This window comes from Thalassolituus maritimus, from assembly GCF_900156675.1.
Taxonomy (GTDB): domain Bacteria; phylum Pseudomonadota; class Gammaproteobacteria; order Pseudomonadales; family Oceanobacteraceae; genus Thalassolituus; species Thalassolituus maritimus.
Window position 1 is genome coordinate 581,169 of sequence record NZ_FTOH01000001.1, and the last position, 14,857, is coordinate 596,025.

12 protein-coding genes are annotated in these 14,857 nt (G+C 51.2%); 9 read left to right on the plus strand and 3 right to left on the minus strand.

Annotated features, from left to right (window positions below):
- The first annotated feature begins 20 nt into the window (after positions 1 to 20).
- The 5 genes from BW941_RS02685 (at position 21) to BW941_RS02705 (ending at position 4,717) form a co-directional block, all read left to right on the plus strand.
- Positions 21 to 1,940 carry an oleate hydratase gene (locus BW941_RS02685; RefSeq protein ID WP_076514132.1) on the plus strand — a complete coding sequence of 640 codons (1,920 nt, stop codon included), beginning with the start codon at positions 21 to 23 and terminating at the stop codon, positions 1,938 to 1,940.
- A 122-nt stretch (positions 1,941 to 2,062) separates the two neighbouring features.
- Complete coding sequence (locus BW941_RS02690; RefSeq protein ID WP_076514133.1) at positions 2,063 to 2,524, plus strand: carboxymuconolactone decarboxylase family protein; 462 nt, start codon at positions 2,063 to 2,065, stop codon at positions 2,522 to 2,524.
- A gap of 184 nt (positions 2,525 to 2,708) precedes the next feature.
- Positions 2,709 to 3,284, plus strand: a complete 576-nt coding sequence (locus BW941_RS02695) for a helix-turn-helix domain-containing protein (protein ID WP_245820024.1) — start codon at positions 2,709 to 2,711, stop codon at positions 3,282 to 3,284.
- A 115-nt stretch (positions 3,285 to 3,399) separates the two neighbouring features.
- Complete coding sequence (locus tag BW941_RS02700) at positions 3,400 to 3,759, plus strand: VOC family protein (protein ID WP_076514134.1); 360 nt, start codon at positions 3,400 to 3,402, stop codon at positions 3,757 to 3,759.
- A gap of 19 nt (positions 3,760 to 3,778) precedes the next feature.
- Positions 3,779 to 4,717 (plus strand): alpha/beta hydrolase family protein, encoded by a 939-nt coding sequence (locus BW941_RS02705; protein ID WP_245820025.1) that lies wholly within the window; start codon positions 3,779 to 3,781, stop codon positions 4,715 to 4,717.
- A 36-nt stretch (positions 4,718 to 4,753) separates the two neighbouring features.
- On the opposite strand, the gene BW941_RS02710 is transcribed toward BW941_RS02705, so the two are convergent.
- Positions 4,754 to 5,953 carry a DAPG hydrolase family protein gene (locus BW941_RS02710; RefSeq protein ID WP_076514135.1) on the minus strand — a complete coding sequence of 400 codons (1,200 nt, stop codon included), beginning with the start codon at positions 5,951 to 5,953 and terminating at the stop codon, positions 4,754 to 4,756.
- A gap of 166 nt (positions 5,954 to 6,119) precedes the next feature.
- On the opposite strand from BW941_RS02710, the gene BW941_RS02715 reads away from it, so the two are divergent.
- Positions 6,120 to 6,773, plus strand: coding sequence for a TetR/AcrR family transcriptional regulator (locus BW941_RS02715; RefSeq protein WP_076514136.1), 654 nt, complete (start codon positions 6,120 to 6,122; stop codon positions 6,771 to 6,773).
- Between the two features lie 142 nt (positions 6,774 to 6,915).
- Positions 6,916 to 7,698, plus strand: a complete 783-nt coding sequence (locus BW941_RS02720; protein WP_076514137.1) for a type 2 periplasmic-binding domain-containing protein — start codon at positions 6,916 to 6,918, stop codon at positions 7,696 to 7,698.
- Between the two features lie 26 nt (positions 7,699 to 7,724).
- Here the strand turns inward: BW941_RS02720 and BW941_RS02725 are convergent, their stop codons facing one another.
- Positions 7,725 to 8,918, minus strand: a complete 1,194-nt coding sequence (locus BW941_RS02725; RefSeq protein WP_076514138.1) for a DUF3089 domain-containing protein — start codon at positions 8,916 to 8,918, stop codon at positions 7,725 to 7,727.
- A gap of 135 nt (positions 8,919 to 9,053) precedes the next feature.
- Positions 9,054 to 10,202, minus strand: coding sequence for an alkane 1-monooxygenase (locus BW941_RS02730; protein WP_076514139.1), 1,149 nt, complete (start codon positions 10,200 to 10,202; stop codon positions 9,054 to 9,056).
- 177 nt (positions 10,203 to 10,379) lie between these two features.
- Between BW941_RS02730 and BW941_RS02735 the strand changes: the two genes are divergently transcribed.
- Both BW941_RS02735 and smc read left to right on the plus strand, forming a co-directional pair.
- Positions 10,380 to 11,054 (plus strand): GntR family transcriptional regulator, encoded by a 675-nt coding sequence (locus BW941_RS02735; protein WP_068437017.1) that lies wholly within the window; start codon positions 10,380 to 10,382, stop codon positions 11,052 to 11,054.
- A gap of 123 nt (positions 11,055 to 11,177) precedes the next feature.
- On the plus strand, positions 11,178 to 14,687 hold the full coding sequence (gene smc, locus BW941_RS02740; protein ID WP_076514140.1) for a chromosome segregation protein SMC: 3,510 nt from the start codon (positions 11,178 to 11,180) through the stop codon (positions 14,685 to 14,687).
- The last annotated feature ends 170 nt before the right edge of the window (positions 14,688 to 14,857 follow it).

Below are 14,857 nucleotides of genomic sequence, written 5' to 3' on the forward strand. Positions count from 1 at the left end.
TAGTGCAGGTGCTGACTAAGATGACAGATTCAACCTACCGTAACGCTACCACTGAAGCAGATGCCACCTCTGGGTATTGGAGCAATTCATCCAGTAATACACTTCCCCCTCCGGATATGATGGGCCCTTATATGCGTTTCCGGCCTTTGCCGACCACCGGTGTTGAGAAACGTCGGGCGCATATTATCGGTAGTGGTATTGCAGGGATAGCGGCGGCATTTTACCTGATCCGCGATGGGCACATGCCCGCTGCTAATATTACTGTCTATGACAGTTTGCCTAAAGAAGGTGGCTCACTGGATGGTGCGGGTAATGCTGAAGAGGGCTATCTTATACGCGGCGGTCGTGAAATGAATTGGAATTATGACAACTTCTGGGACATGTTTCAGGAGGTGCCGGCGCTGGAGTTACCAGAAGGTTTCAGCGTGTTAGACGAATATCGTCTGTTGAACGATGCTGATCCAAATTATTCTCGTGCGCGCTTGATGCATCAGTGTGGCACGATTCGCGATTTCAGCGATTTTGGCTTGAGCAAGAAACACCAGTGGGAGTTATTGAAGCTTCTTCTGAAACGTAAAGAAGATCTCAATGATCTCACCATTGAACAATATTTCTCAGAGAGTTTTCTTGAGACGAACTTCTGGTTCTTCTGGCGTTCCATGTTTGCCTTTCAGAATTGGCATAGCCTGCTGGAGATGAAGCTCTACATGCATCGTTTTCTGGATGCAATTGATGGTTTGAACGACATGTCCGCGCTGGTATTCCCTAAATACAATCAGTATGAGAGCTTTGTTCTGCCATTGGTAACTATGCTGAAAGCAAAGGGCGTTCAGTTTGTTACGCAGGAGCGCATCCGTGATCTTGAGTTCAGTGAGGTAGGTGAAGAGCTGACGGTTACCGGCCTTTTATATGGAGATGGTGAGCGTATCGAGGTCGCTGATGATGATCTGGTATTTGCTTTGACAGGATCAATGACCGAAGGGTCAGGTTATGGTGATATGGATACGGTTGCACACTCTGATCGGGGAGTTCATGAGCCCGGGCCTGGAAGCGACTGGGAACTGTGGCAGAACCTTGCACGTCGGTCGGCGCGATTTGGTCAGCCTGATAAGTTCGTCAGTGATACGGATCGCTCTGCCTGGATTTCGGCAACACTGACTTGCTCTCCATCACATCTGACAGAGAAATTCGCCGAACTCTCGGTAAATGACCCATATTCAGGCGGTACTGTAACAGGTGGCATTATTACCTTTACCGATTCGGCCTGGGTTATGAGCGTAACACTTAATCGACAGCCGCACTTTCGCGACCAACCTGAAGATGTGTTAGTTGCTTGGGTCTATGCTCTGCGTATTGATGTACCGGGTGATTTCGTCAGTAAACCGATGCGCGAATGCACAGGTCGCGAAATTCTGCAGGAGCTCAGCTATCACCTTGGGTTGAAAGATGGGTTACAGGATATTGAGGCATCGACTAAGGTGCGGACGGCTTTTATGCCATACATTACAGCGGAGTTCATGCCTCGCGCTGCGGGAGATCGTCCACGCGTCGTTCCTGACGGGTGTCGTAATCTGGCGCTTGTTGGGCAGTTTGTAGAGACGAACAATGACGTTGTTTTTACGATGGAGAGTTCAGTGCGAACAGCAAAAATTGGCGTTTATCAATTGCTAGGTATCCCCAAGCGCGTTGCTGACATCAGCCCGACGCAGTATGACATCCGTCATCTTCTGAAAGGTGCCAGAGCACTTAATAACGGAAAACCTTTTCCGGGGGAACGTATTCTTCACAGACTATTGGACAACACGTATTTTGCTCATATCCTGCCGCCTCTGCCTGAAGAAGAGGATGCTCATTCGCGGAAGTCCGAACTTGATCAATGGCTTCAGAGTGTAAAACAGAAGTGGTTGGCGCTGGAGGATAAAGTGCATTCCTTGCGTTAGTGAGGTATGAATAAGGATAAAGAGAAGACAGTCATTTATTTCTGTATGAATGTCGAAAATATTCAATATCCACACTGAGTCATATCTTATCTTAGCTCTAACAAATTAAGAGGAGATGAGATATGACGTTACGTGCAAACTACTTCGCCCTGGCCGATAAAGGTATGGAAATTCTGATGAATCAGGAATCCTACCTGAGAGGTCAATTCAGTATTTCAGAAACGTTAACAATATCCGTTTGGGAACTGGTTAAACTTCGGATATCCCAGATAAATCAATGTGCCTTTTGTATTGATATGCACAGTAAAGATGCTCTGAGTCAGGGTGAGGCCAGCGAGCGTATTCTTGGTTTGAATGCCTGGCGGGATATGCCGTTCTATTCGGAAGTCGAGCGCGTGGCATTGGAATGGGCTGAGCACCTGACGTCTGGTAAGCCTGTAGGTGATGATATCTATCAAAAGGCAATTGATGGGCTGGGCGAGCAAGCTATCGTTGATTTAACTATTGCGGTGAATGCCATCAATAGCTGGAACCGAATTGCTAAAACATTTAAGCCAGAGGTAGGTAGCTATAAATCACAGTAGATCATTCAGACAGGCTCTGGACTTGCGGCTGACCAGACCTTCGGGGCAGCTATCCACTTGTGTACAGGGAATATGGTCAGCGTCTGTCACTCGGTCTGCTCCCGTTACGAAACCGCTGTATTCTGACGCAGGTAGTGGTGTCATTTTTAATCTTTCTGGTGACTTGATTATCGGCGACCAGGTTATGCCAGAAGGTGTCATCATGCTACCAACGAAGAAAACGGCAGAGAATATTGTGATGGCTCCAGGCGCCGAGTTAGCGGGCATTCGCTTTCTGCCTGCTGTTGGCTACGGCGTTCTTGGTTGTCACTACGATAGAGCGACTCTGCTTCTACCTGAGCAGGATCAGGGGTACGGTCTTCACAGTATCTACAATAAGCTGACGGAGGCGATCGACGCCGACTCCCGAATCGAAGCTCTGTATCGTTGGGCTGCTACCAATCTTACTACCAACAAGATAGTTCCTGGTACGCTGGCAGCAGTATTGCGGTCTGTTGAACGAAATCAGTCTCTGGGAAAACTCGATCATAGTGTTGAGTTGAGCCAACGCCAGATAGAGCGGATTTTTAAGCAGTGGCTAGATATGACTCCTAAGCACTATCAGCGGATTCTTAGAGTCAAAAAGGTCATCGACTTCCTGAAGACCCATGAGGCGGTTGGGTTGGCTGATGTTGCTCAGCAGTTCGGATTCAGTGATCAAGCACATATGACCCGGGAGTTCCGTGCTATCGCGTGCGTTACTCCGGGGAGTATTCAATAGCCTCTCTCACACGCCAGGTACTTATAAGGTTGTGTACCACAACAGAACTGCATTAATGTAGTGGTTCAATGTAAGACAATATGTCAGCCATTATTGATCAAGGACGAATCTAACTATGAGATCCCCGATAAATAGCCTTGTGGCTGTGATTCCCGTAAAAGACTTCGATAAAGCTTCAGCGTGGTACGCAACACTTTTGGGTCGCGAGGCCGATCTTATTCCTGTGGATGAGGTCGCTGAGTGGCAATTGGCGGAAGGCGCATGGCTACAGGTGAGTATTGATCCGGAGCGAGCAGGCAGTACAACAGTGGTGATTGGTGTGGACGATCTCGAGCAGCAACGTCAGTTGTGTAACGATGCAGGCATCACTTTAGGTGACGTTCAGGAATATCCTGGCGTGATTAAGATGGCAGACATCTGCGACCCTGAGGGTAACAAGGTGTCATTCGTTGAAGATATTTCTGAAGGCAATTAAGCGGGCTTTAGTAGTAGATATGATGAAGCGTAAGGTATTAATTTTTGCGACGATATTTTTTTCCGTCGTCGTCGGTGCTCATGAGGCTACGACTCAAACGCTGAAGAGACAAGATGGATCTCTCGTTGATTACTATCTTCTGAATAAATCAGATGCCTCCCCGAGTGATACGCTATTGCTTATTTTACAAGGTTCAGATTGCAACAGTGTCTTACAGGTAGAATCGATATTTTCAAACTTAAAGAACGTGTGGCCAGAGGCAGATCTTCTTCTTATCGAGAAGTATGGGATAACGCGTGAGTTAGCATTCAGTTCCGATGCAGAACGGTCTGACTGTCCGCATGCGTATATTCAGAACGATAGCCCGAAGCAGCGGGTTTCAGATATTAAGGCAGTTTTACGGGAGGTACGCAGAGATTTTGCTTACCCGAGATTCATTGTTGTGGGAGGGAGTGAAGGCGCTCTCGTGGCTAATCTCCTGGCGGCGGAAATAGACACTATCGATGCGACTGTTGCTTTTAACGGCGGTGGCCAGATGTTCGTTGATGATGTTCTGCATAGTATCGATGCGGGCGCTGCTAACAGCGAGGAAGCAGTAGAGGCCGCTCAGGGTTTTCTTGGGTTTTCAAATCATGTCCTGAACAGCGAGCCATCAGATTTGCAAGTCAGTGGTCACGGGTATCACTGGTGGTATCAAATGCTGTCGATAGACCAGCTTGAGATTCTCAAAGAAGTGAATACGCCTTTATTGCTTATTCAGGGAGGACGGGATTCTTCTGTTTCGCCAGCCAAAGTAAGCGAGATGATTGAGTCTCTGCGGCAAGTTCAGAAAAATAATATCGAGTTCATAGCATACGAGAATCTTGATCACACCTTTAATGACAGTCTGGGCCTGAGTCATCGAAAGTCAGTGGTGGAAGATATACATAGTTGGCTTGATAGTACGCTGAATCAATAGATCGTGATGTGCCCCTCCGTCCGGAGGGGCTTTCGCTTATTCAACAGGTTCCAGATTTTGTTCTGCGAACAGCTCGGGTAAGAAATACTGCAGCATCTGCATTTCTTGCAGTGCATGTTTCCCCAGTTCATCTGTAAAACCTGGCATTACCCAGTTAAGAAAGAAGGGGACATTGAACGTCGATCGCATCACGATGCCGTCCCCAGTGTCGTTCATCTGATATTCGTGAATCATATCCTGCGGCATGATGCCATTGAGTCCGGCCAGATCAGTCTGAGCATAGAGCCAATGCTCGTATTCCACCCGGTCTGCCGCTTCTTCTTTTGGAAGCCAGGTAATCAGAAGCGAATTCTTATAAGGCCCAAGGTATTCATCAACCTTTTGTACTGCCCCGGGCGAGTAGGTCGTATTATTCGGGCTTTCGGGGGCTTCAAGCCACTCGAAGCTCAGGTGCGCAGTCGGGTGCCAGCGCTTGTAACGATAGCTGCTGTCGATGTTGTCCCACCACCAGTTCATCATGTCTGGCGTCAGGCCTTTGATTTCCTGATCTACGATGACGGTTTTTAACCAGAAGCCGTTTTTCTCTACACGGTAGGTGCCTCGGGATTCAAGTTCAGTTTCGATGAACTCCTGTTGAAAAAGCTCCGGTAAAAACTCGCTAGTACGGGTGAGGTCTGAACGTAGGTGCTCGGTCAGGGTGGTCTGTATTCCGGGGAATGCAATGGCAGCGACGTCTGGCAGCAGGAGCGTAACGTGTACGTCTGTTCCTGTCAGGTTTTCATCGGGCTGATAGTCGTACACAAGCCAGCCGTTGCCGGGGATTGATATGTCTTGAAGCCTCTGGAATTCAATCTCCGCAACCAGTTGATAGTCTCCGGCGTCAGTATTGTAGGGTTCAGCCCACGTGACCTGTGTATCAATGGTGAAGCCTCCCAGATACTCCGATATGTTCTGTACGGTTCCAACCGCAATATCCAATGAGTCTGGGTCGGCTGGAGGCGAAACCAGTTCGAAACTGATGTGCTGTTCAGGGTTCCAGGAGATAAAGCGTTCTTCAGTACGAATGTTATTCCACCACCAGTCCAGCATTTCGGGGGCGACCCCTTCGATGTTCTGGTCGAATTCGATGGCAATTCTGTAGCCTTCGGGCAGTGAGGCTTCGGCTGTACCCAGCATCAGGCTCATAAGCACTAATGGGGCGGTATGTTTTACAGCTTTATTACTTCGGGTTGTCATGAGAGCTTCTCCTTTTTCTTTTAATAATACATGTGTGTTATTAAAAAGAAACGCAGAGCCCATGACAATGGCACAAATTGCCCGGACAATAGAGGGATTGATTGCAATACCAACCACATGAGCCGTGAAGTACACCGAAGGGGCTCAACTGATTCAGGAACCGAGAATGACAGCAGGGCGCCCTGGAAAACGCAGTGCCAGCGACGCAGAACGAACACGCGGTGCCATTATTGGAGCAGCATTGGCGGCGTTTGCAGAGCAGGGATTTGATAAGGCGAGTGTCAGGGATATTGCCCGTGAAGCGGGCGTTAGCCACGGTGTTCTTCGTCATCATTTCGGCAGCAAGATGGCGCTCTGGACCCAGGTGATGGATCAGGTGTTTGATCATTTCGCCAATTACATGGTGCCACTGTTCAGCTCAGTGAATAAGTCTGCCTCTGAGGAACCTCCTCTAAGTGCGGCTGAGAGTTTTCGTAAGGTTGTCTGCGGTTTTGTTGATATATCGCTGCAGAATCCAGAGTACACGCGGTTATTTGTGCTTGAAACCAAGGGCGAAGGCGAGCGCGCAGAATATTGTCAGAAGCGCTTTGCTGCGTTACACGAAGCGATTGATGGATTATTTAGCCAGGCGAAAGAGGAAATACCTGCGCTGGCGAATCACTCAAATGACAGTTTCTTTTACTGCCTGATGAGCCTTACGTACTTTCATCTGGTGTTTCCGGCGATGGGCGCGAGCATTGAGTTTCCGGTGGACGGCGGGTTTTCCTCGAAGCGCGACATGATACTCGGTGTTCTGCTACCTGACTTTATATCTGTCTGATTGCGAAGGCGGTCACACTCTGGAAATACTCTAAGACTTTTTGCGCATTCACATTGAGTATGGGGCGTTGCGGGACTAACCTTAAGACCAACTATGAGGGATTCTGCCGGTACAGGGGGAGTACACAACAAGAGGCCCAACGATGCTGAAAGCTATTCTCCCGCTTTTCTTTTCCGCTTGTATCGGTCAGGCGGTCGCGCAACCCGATTCTACCGCTCCCCACGAAGACGCCCTCTCTGAAAAGCCGCTAAGGGTTGTTGTACCATTTATGGGAGATGCCCCGGGTCAAGGGCCTGAACATCCTCTTGTTGATGTTATTCGTCAGTGGCGTACAGAAACAGGGCGGGCAATCACGATCGAGCGTTTTCCTTTTAAACGTTCTCTGATGATGGCAGCTTCTGGTGAAGCTGATTTCCATTTTCCTTTGATCAAGGATCAGGATGAAACCGATAATGCACTGCCTTTCGGGTATTCGTCGACGACCATTTTTACGATTAATTTTGTGCTATACAGCCGCAGGGGAGAATCGCTGGATATTGATAACCTAGGGGACCATCGGATTGCTACGCACGGTGGCCATGCGAATCTTTTCCCTTTCCCTACGATTGAAGATCACTCAATTGAGGGCTCCCTGCGGAAACTAGAAAGCGGCCGTATTGACGGATTTATATTTGCCGACGCTGGGGCAGATCCTGTTCTGTTTGACCTGGGCTTGATGGGGATTCAGCGTCAGTTGTACAAGGTATACGATGTGCATGCGGTTATCGCACACGAAGCAAAGGGGGGGCCGATTGATCACTTTATTACTGAAGCAGCCCGACACATGGATCGGTCAATTCTGGGGTTGGCAATGGTTGATCAACCTTATCGTGACTGGCAGATGGGTGATGACTCGATTCCTGCGTTAGTGCAGTCGGTGAAGTAGTCATCACCCTGAATGCAACGGGCTTGCTACCGCTGATCCCACGCGTTGATCTGATCGCCCGCTAATCTGATCAGGTCACCTTGGGCGATATTTACGTCGATGAGATGTAATCCCCAGCCTTTCACTACAATGAGTTCACCGCGATAGTCGTCAGCTCTTGGGTCTTCCGGGTCACTGTCGATGCTCACCTCTAGATAGTGTGCGCCTTGTGAATCTCTGACGCATTGACCGGAGAACTGACCGGGTACGGCGTAAAAATCCGCTTCGCGTTTGGCTCTCAGGCTTTTCCACCAACTTTTATACGGGCCACTGGAACCTTTCATCTCCAGTAACACGTCGAAGGCGTAAGGCTGATCGAAAGGCAGGCGCGCCTGAAGTGTTTCGGTTCCGCCAGCAAGCGCAGCAGGGTGGGTACAAGCAGCCTCGAAACCTGGCTCAGAAACAACGCCAAAGCGCGGCATTTCCAGCTCTGGATCGCCTTTACGGAAGGTCGAGTAGGCGACGACGCAGCCAGACTGATTGGCCGAAGTACACAGAGGCGTTTGCTGGAAGGTACCGCCAACTTGCTCACCGACAGGAACCGAAATCCCTGTACCAATAAGATGAGCGGCCACCAGGCGTTTGCTGAGCGCGTCGTTGTCTTCGATCTCTTCTTGCAGGAGGCGGGCAAGCAGGCGTGCTCCCTGAGAGTGGCCAACCAGAATAAAGCCGCGACCATTGCTGTCGTTGTTCAGGTAGTGCTCAAACGCACTACGAACATTCTGATAGGCCGTTTCGTTGGCTTTTGCCATGGTCTCTTCCGACACCAGGCCGTCACCGAGTGCGCCAATACCCAGGTAAGTCAGGGTGCGCTGGCGGTAGACCGGGGCAAACGTACGGCAGACTTCGCCGTAACGACCGAATTGTATTGCGGTGGTGTCTTTCTCTTGCGCATCCGGTATCAGGTTGCTGTTTGCGGTGACATCCATAGAGGCGGTCGGATAGACGTAGAAGCAATCGACTGCTGGGATCTGTTCGATGTAGCCAGGTGTCACTGAGCTGCTGCCATTGGCGGCGACACTAATAACAGACTGATCCCGAAGACAGACGTTGTTCTGATCGCGTTGCTCCGGGTGGCATAGCCAGTTATCTGAATCCGAATAGTCGGGATTTTCTGCGGCGTTGGATGTGCTGAATCCAGTTAATAGCAGGGCCGCAACGGCGAGGCGATAGAGAAGCATAGTGAATCCTTTATTATTTTTTGATGAGATTCTACAGATTCTGTGCTGTCTGTCGCGGGCTGTTACTTAGTGGCGCGTATAGAGGCAGGCATAAAAAAGGGGAGCCCGGAGGCTCCCCAAGGGGGTTAAAGCGTTTTAGCCCTGCTGATTAGCAGTCAGCTGATGTTCTTCGCCTTTGTAGTAGGCTTCGACACGTGGGTTCATTACTTTGAACCACAGTGGTGGAATCACTGCCAGTACCACCATGCCTGCGTAGCCGCTTGGTAACTGTGGGCTTTCGTCAAAGTGACGCAGTACCTGGTAACGACGCTTAGGGTTAGCGTGGTGATCCGAGTGGCGCTGCAGTTGTACCAGGAACAGGTTGGTCAGCAGGAAGTTACTGTTCCATGAGTGCGCTGGGGTCGTGCGCTCGTAGCGGCCGTTTTCCAGCTTACGACGGTGCAGACCGTAGTGCTCAATGTAGTTAACGATTTCCAGCAGGGTGAAGGCGAAGAAGCTCTGCGCGATGAAGAACAGGGCACCCATCCAGCCCCATACCAGGCCGAAACCGATCATGGTTGCCGCTGAAATGGCGTACCACCAGATCAGTTCATTTTTCCAGTGCAGCGCTGGCAGATTTTTGCGCTTCAGTTTTTTCGCTTCGAGTTTCCACGCATTCATGAAATTGTGGAAATACGCGTGCGGCAGGAACTGATACAGAGTCTGGTTGTAGCGTGATGAAGACGCGTCTTCAGGCGTTGATACATGCACATGGTGACCACGGATATGCTCAACTTTAAAACCTGCATATGTAACCAGAGCCAGCAGCAGACCACCGGTCCATTGCTCCAGAGTGCTGTCCTTGTGGATCAGCTCGTGGCCAACATTAATGCAGACAATACCAGTGATCACGCCCATTGAGATCACCATACCAATCTTACCGAACAGGCCAACTTCTGCGCTTGAGAAGAGCGCTGCGCCGTAAGCAATCGTGATTGCCATGACAGGCAGAGTCATGATGGTAAGGAAGGGGTACCACTTCTCCAGAGACATGCGTGGCACATCTGCCTCTTCATCTGGGTTGAATGGGTCTTTACCAATCAGGTGGTCGAGCAGTGGGATAATGCCGAACACAACAAAAATAGGGAAATACCACCAAGCGTCATGCTGACTGCCGGTTGCTTCCCAACCAAACAGAGCAATTGGAAAGAGCACAGCCGGAATCAAAACGATCAGATAACCGTACTTCTTGAGTTGCATACGCCAGTCATCGGCGCTGATAGTCTGTGCTGTTGCCTGAGTCATACGGCCTCCATAACAGGAATTTGAATTAGTTTTGTTGTTTGATTGTTATATTGTCCTACAATCTAACATGGATTCTGATAGGTTACAGGTTCGGAGAAGACAAAAGTCCTCCAATATCAATGTGGTATTGGCTCAATGTGGTACTATGCCGCGCATCTCACTGATTTCAGTATAGTTATGAGTTTTGTAGCCCACGAAAGTCTTGCAGAAAAAATAGCGGCCCATCTGGCGGAGCGCATCATCAAAGGAGAGTTGATCTCTGGTGAGCGAATCCAGGAAGCTCGCGTCGTCGAGGAATTGCAGGTGAGTCGTGGTTCCGTTCGCGAGGCCCTGTTATTGCTGGAGTCCAGGCATCTGGTCACCATTCAGCCACGCCGTGGCGCTATGGTGGCAGAGCTGACCGTTGAGCGGGTGAACAGTCTTTATGATGTCTACGAAGCACTGCTGACATTGCTGGCTACTCAGGTCGCCTTGCAGTGGACTGACGAAAATAAAATGCCCCTGTTAAATCAAGCCATGAAGCTGCAGTCGCCAGAACTTAAGAAAGACAAGTTCATGTTTATGCTGGCAGGCTTCGACTTGATGCGGGCGGCTTCTGACGTCATCAATAATCCGTATCTGTCGACTCTGCTGAGCGATCTTCAGCCAGCCATTCAGCGGACCTACGCGCTATCTATCCGTTTTTCTCAGGAAGGTCTGGAGCGTACGATTCACTTTTTCGCCAAAGTAGTCGAATTGATTCTGGCCCGCAAAGCAGACGAACTGCCTCCGCTCTTCCGTGAATTCAGTCTTTATCAGCGCCAGCTGGTACTGGATGCCATGGCTGAAAATCCGGTTCCGGCTCTGGATTGACCCCCGCGTCATCGACAGAGCCGTCCGGCTTTTGTCACTCGTGAACTGTGATAACATCATCTTCTTTATTGCGGCTTCCGGTGGCATGGCCCCGGTTCAGTTAAAAGGACGTCCCTCCCTGCTATGCGCCTGAAAGCCATCCGATTATCCGGTTTCAAATCTTTCGTTGATCCGACGTCTGTGCCGTTCAATACCAACCTTACGGGTATCGTGGGGCCGAACGGTTGTGGCAAATCGAACACGATTGATGCGGTGCGCTGGGTGATGGGTGAGAGTTCGGCCAAGTACCTGCGTGGCGACGCCATGACGGACGTAATCTTTAACGGCTCGGCCGAACGTAAACCGGTCAGTAAAGCCAGTGTCGATCTGGTGTTTGATAACAGCGATGGCACCTTAAAAGGCGAGCACGCGAAATTTACGGAAATCAGTGTGCGCCGTCAGGTAACGCGTGACGGTCAATCGACCTACTATCTCAACGGCACCAAGTGCCGCCGCAAAGACATTACTGATATTTTTCTGGGCACCGGCCTTGGGCCACGTTCATACGCGATTATTGAGCAGGGCATGATCTCGCGCTTAATCGAAGCGAAGCCTGAAGAATTGCGTGTGTACGTCGAAGAAGCTGCGGGTATCTCCAAATATAAAGACCGTCGTCGTGAAACCGAAAACCGCATGCGTCGCACGCAGGAAAACCTTGAGCGCCTCAGTGATATTCGCGATGAGTTAGAACGCCAATTGGCGCACCTTCAGCGACAGGCACAGGCTGCAGAAAAGTACAAAGAACTGAAAGCAGAAGAACGCCAGAAAAAGGCCGAACTTCTGGCGATTCGCTGGACTGCGCTCAATGAAGAGTACGGTCAGCGCGAGAAAGTGATCCGTGAGCACGAAGTGCAGTTCGAAGCGCATATGGCAAAGCAGCGTGCAGCGGACGCAGGCATTGAAGAGCTGCGTCTCGATCATCAGGCGCGGACCGATGCCTTTAGTACGGCGCAGGGCAAATACTACGAGGTCGGTAACCGTATTGCCCGTCAGGAGCAGAAGATAGAGCACCAGTCGCAGCTGGCCTTGCAGCTCGACAGCGATCTTGCCGAAGTTGAAAAAAACATCCTCGATACCCAGCGTCAGCTGGAGCAGGATCAGCTTCAACAGGAAGAGCTGGCAGAGCAGCGTTTAATGCTTGAGCCCGAAGTCGAGATGCTTCAGGCGGCTGAAGAAGAACATGCAGCCGAGCTGCTGGAAGCCGAAGAGGCCCAGCGCCAATGGCAATCCCAGTGGGATGCTTTTACGCAGCGTGCCAGTGAGCCTACCCGACGCGCGGATGTGGCTCAGAGCCGTATTCAGGCGACCGAACAGCAGGTACTGAGATTAGAGCAGCAGATCGAGCGCCTGAAGCAGGAGCGCGAACAACTGACCTCAGATCCCGACCTGGGCGATTTTGCCCTGCTGCAGGAAGAAGTCAGCGAAGCTGAGTTACAGGCAGAAGAACAACAGGCACGACTTGAAGAGATTCGGGGCCAGCTTGAAGACGTTCGCGAAGACAGCGAGCGCCGACGTAAAGAACTGGAAGAGGGACGACAGCGCCTGCAACAGATGTTGGGGCGTAAGGCGACTCTGGAGGCTCTGCAGAAAGCCGCGTTAGGTCAAAGCAGTGAAGGTGTGACCCATTGGCTTGAGAGTCATCAGTTGGCCCGTAAGCCCCGTCTGGCGCAGCAGCTGACGGTTGCTGAGGGCTGGGAAACCGCCGTAGAAACTGTGCTGGGTGATTACCTGCAAGCGGTGGTTGTCGACGACGTAAACGCTGCAGAACCCTGGTTGTCGGGCTTTGCCGACGGCACGCTGACGTTATGGGAATCAACGGCCAACAGCGCAGGTGCCGGAGGTGGCGGCCTGTTGCTCGATAAGCTGACGACGGATCAGAAACTGAGTTCGTTGATGGGCAAAGTCCGCACTGCAGAGACTTTGCCCGAGGCGATGGCTATGCGTTCACAGTTGGCACAGGACGAATCAGTGATAACCCCCGACGGTATCTGGCTGGGGCCTGCCTGGTTGCGGGTGGCCCGGGACCAGGATAACGAAGGCGGTATTCTTGCGCGCCAGCAGGAGCTCGAACTAATCGATGCTGAAGCCGACGAGTTGGATATTTCCGTCGAAGAGTGGGAAGCCGATCTTGAGAGTGTGCTCTTGCGTCAGCGCTCATTAGAACAGCAAAGAGATAATGCTCAGCAGGAGTGGCAGACGATTTCACGCAAACTGATGGAGCAGAAAGCATCGCTGTCTGGTCAGCAGGCTAAGGCTGAGCAGTTGCGTCTGCGTACCGAAAAAATTGAGCAATCGCTGAGCGAGACAGAAGAAACCCGAACACTCGAATCCGAAGCCTTAGCTGAGCTGCGGCTTGAATGGCAGGAAGCCATGAGTGCGGTCGATGAAGACACCGACGAGCGTGAGCGTCTGCAGCAGTCGCGCAGTGAGGTCGAGCAGCGTCTGAGTCAGGCTCGTATGGCGGCGGGCCAGCAAAAGGATCGACTGCATCAGTTACAGCTGCAACTTCAGGCGCTTAACAGTCGCGAGGAGAGCACTCGTCATGCAATCAGTCGCCTGGCCGAAGCCATGCAGAAGCTGAAAGAGCGCCGCGAACAGATCAACGCTAATCAGAATCGCGACCACAGTGCCGACCTTGAATTGCTGCGTGCTGAGATGGAAGCTCTCCAGGAAGAGAAACTGCAGGCCGAAGAGGTCATGACAGAGGCCCGCCATGCTCTCGAACAGGCGGACGCACGTTTACGTCAGCTGGAGCAGGAGCGCTCTGAAGCGGAGCAGCAGGCTCTGGCTGAGCGTAATAAGCTCGAACAGATTCGCATGGAGTGTCAGGCCCTCGATATTCGTCGGAACGGGCTGGTGGATCAGCTGCGTGAAGACAAACTCAGCATGGCTGATGTACTTGATAGCCTGCCGGAGGCTGCGAATGAAGAACAGTGGGCGAATGAACTGACCCGCATCGGTGAACGTATTCAACGCCTTGGGGCGATCAACCTGGCGGCCATTGAAGAGTACAAGCTGCAGTCCGAGCGTAAGGTGTATCTGGATTCTCAGAATGATGACCTGGAGAAAGCGCTCGATACTCTCGAAGGCGCAATCCGTAAGATCGATGCAGAAACCCGGAACCGTTTCCAGGAAACCTTTGATCGCATGAATGCCGGTCTCGCGGATCTTTTCCCGAAAGTCTTTGGTGGCGGCCATGCCAGTCTCGAACTGACCTCGGATGATCTGCTCACTACGGGGGTCGCCATCATGGCCAGACCACCGGGTAAGAAGAACAGCACGATCCACCTGCTTTCTGGTGGTGAGAAAGCACTGACTGCCATTGCGCTGGTGTTTTCTATCTTTCAGCTCAACCCGGCGCCTTTCTGTATGCTCGATGAGGTAGACGCGCCGCTGGATGATGCCAACGTTGGTCGTTACGCGCGTCTGGTTAAAGCTATGTCTGAGAAGGTTCAGTTCATCTACATCACCCACAATAAGATCGCGATGGAGATGGCCGACCAGCTGATGGGGGTCACCATGCACGAACCGGGTGTGTCACGACTTGTATCTGTCGATGTTGAAGAAGCCGCAGTGATGGTTGAAAACGGCTGAGCTCAAGTGCGTTATCGCACATGGGCCGTCAGAAAAACCACAGATCGGCGTACCCCTTCTCACAGATAACCTCAGACGTCAGGGAACCGACGATCCTTTCTGTGCTCTGAGTACAAATTAAACAGACCTGAGATGAAACTCAAAAGGGTGGTTTGCCTTTATGGCTGCTC

Excerpts from the sequence above, each read along its gene's own strand:
- BW941_RS02690 (WP_076514133.1), top strand. The coding sequence starts at position 2,063 with ATGACGTTACGTGCAAACTACTTCGCCCTGGCCGATAAAGGTATGGAA.
- BW941_RS02705 (WP_245820025.1), top strand. The coding sequence starts at position 3,779 with ATGATGAAGCGTAAGGTATTAATTTTTGCGACGATATTTTTTTCCGTC.
- BW941_RS02735 (WP_068437017.1), top strand. The coding sequence starts at position 10,380 with ATGAGTTTTGTAGCCCACGAAAGTCTTGCAGAAAAAATAGCGGCCCAT.
- BW941_RS02730 (WP_076514139.1), bottom strand. The coding sequence starts at position 10,202 with ATGACTCAGGCAACAGCACAGACTATCAGCGCCGATGACTGGCGTATG.
- BW941_RS02720 (WP_076514137.1), top strand. The coding sequence starts at position 6,916 with ATGCTGAAAGCTATTCTCCCGCTTTTCTTTTCCGCTTGTATCGGTCAG.
- BW941_RS02700 (WP_076514134.1), top strand. The coding sequence starts at position 3,400 with ATGAGATCCCCGATAAATAGCCTTGTGGCTGTGATTCCCGTAAAAGAC.
- BW941_RS02715 (WP_076514136.1), top strand. The coding sequence starts at position 6,120 with ATGACAGCAGGGCGCCCTGGAAAACGCAGTGCCAGCGACGCAGAACGA.
- BW941_RS02695 (WP_245820024.1), top strand. The coding sequence starts at position 2,709 with ATGCCAGAAGGTGTCATCATGCTACCAACGAAGAAAACGGCAGAGAAT.
- BW941_RS02725 (WP_076514138.1), bottom strand. The coding sequence starts at position 8,918 with ATGCTTCTCTATCGCCTCGCCGTTGCGGCCCTGCTATTAACTGGATTC.
- smc (WP_076514140.1), top strand. The coding sequence starts at position 11,178 with ATGCGCCTGAAAGCCATCCGATTATCCGGTTTCAAATCTTTCGTTGAT.
- BW941_RS02685 (WP_076514132.1), top strand. The coding sequence starts at position 21 with ATGACAGATTCAACCTACCGTAACGCTACCACTGAAGCAGATGCCACC.
- BW941_RS02710 (WP_076514135.1), bottom strand. The coding sequence starts at position 5,953 with ATGACAACCCGAAGTAATAAAGCTGTAAAACATACCGCCCCATTAGTG.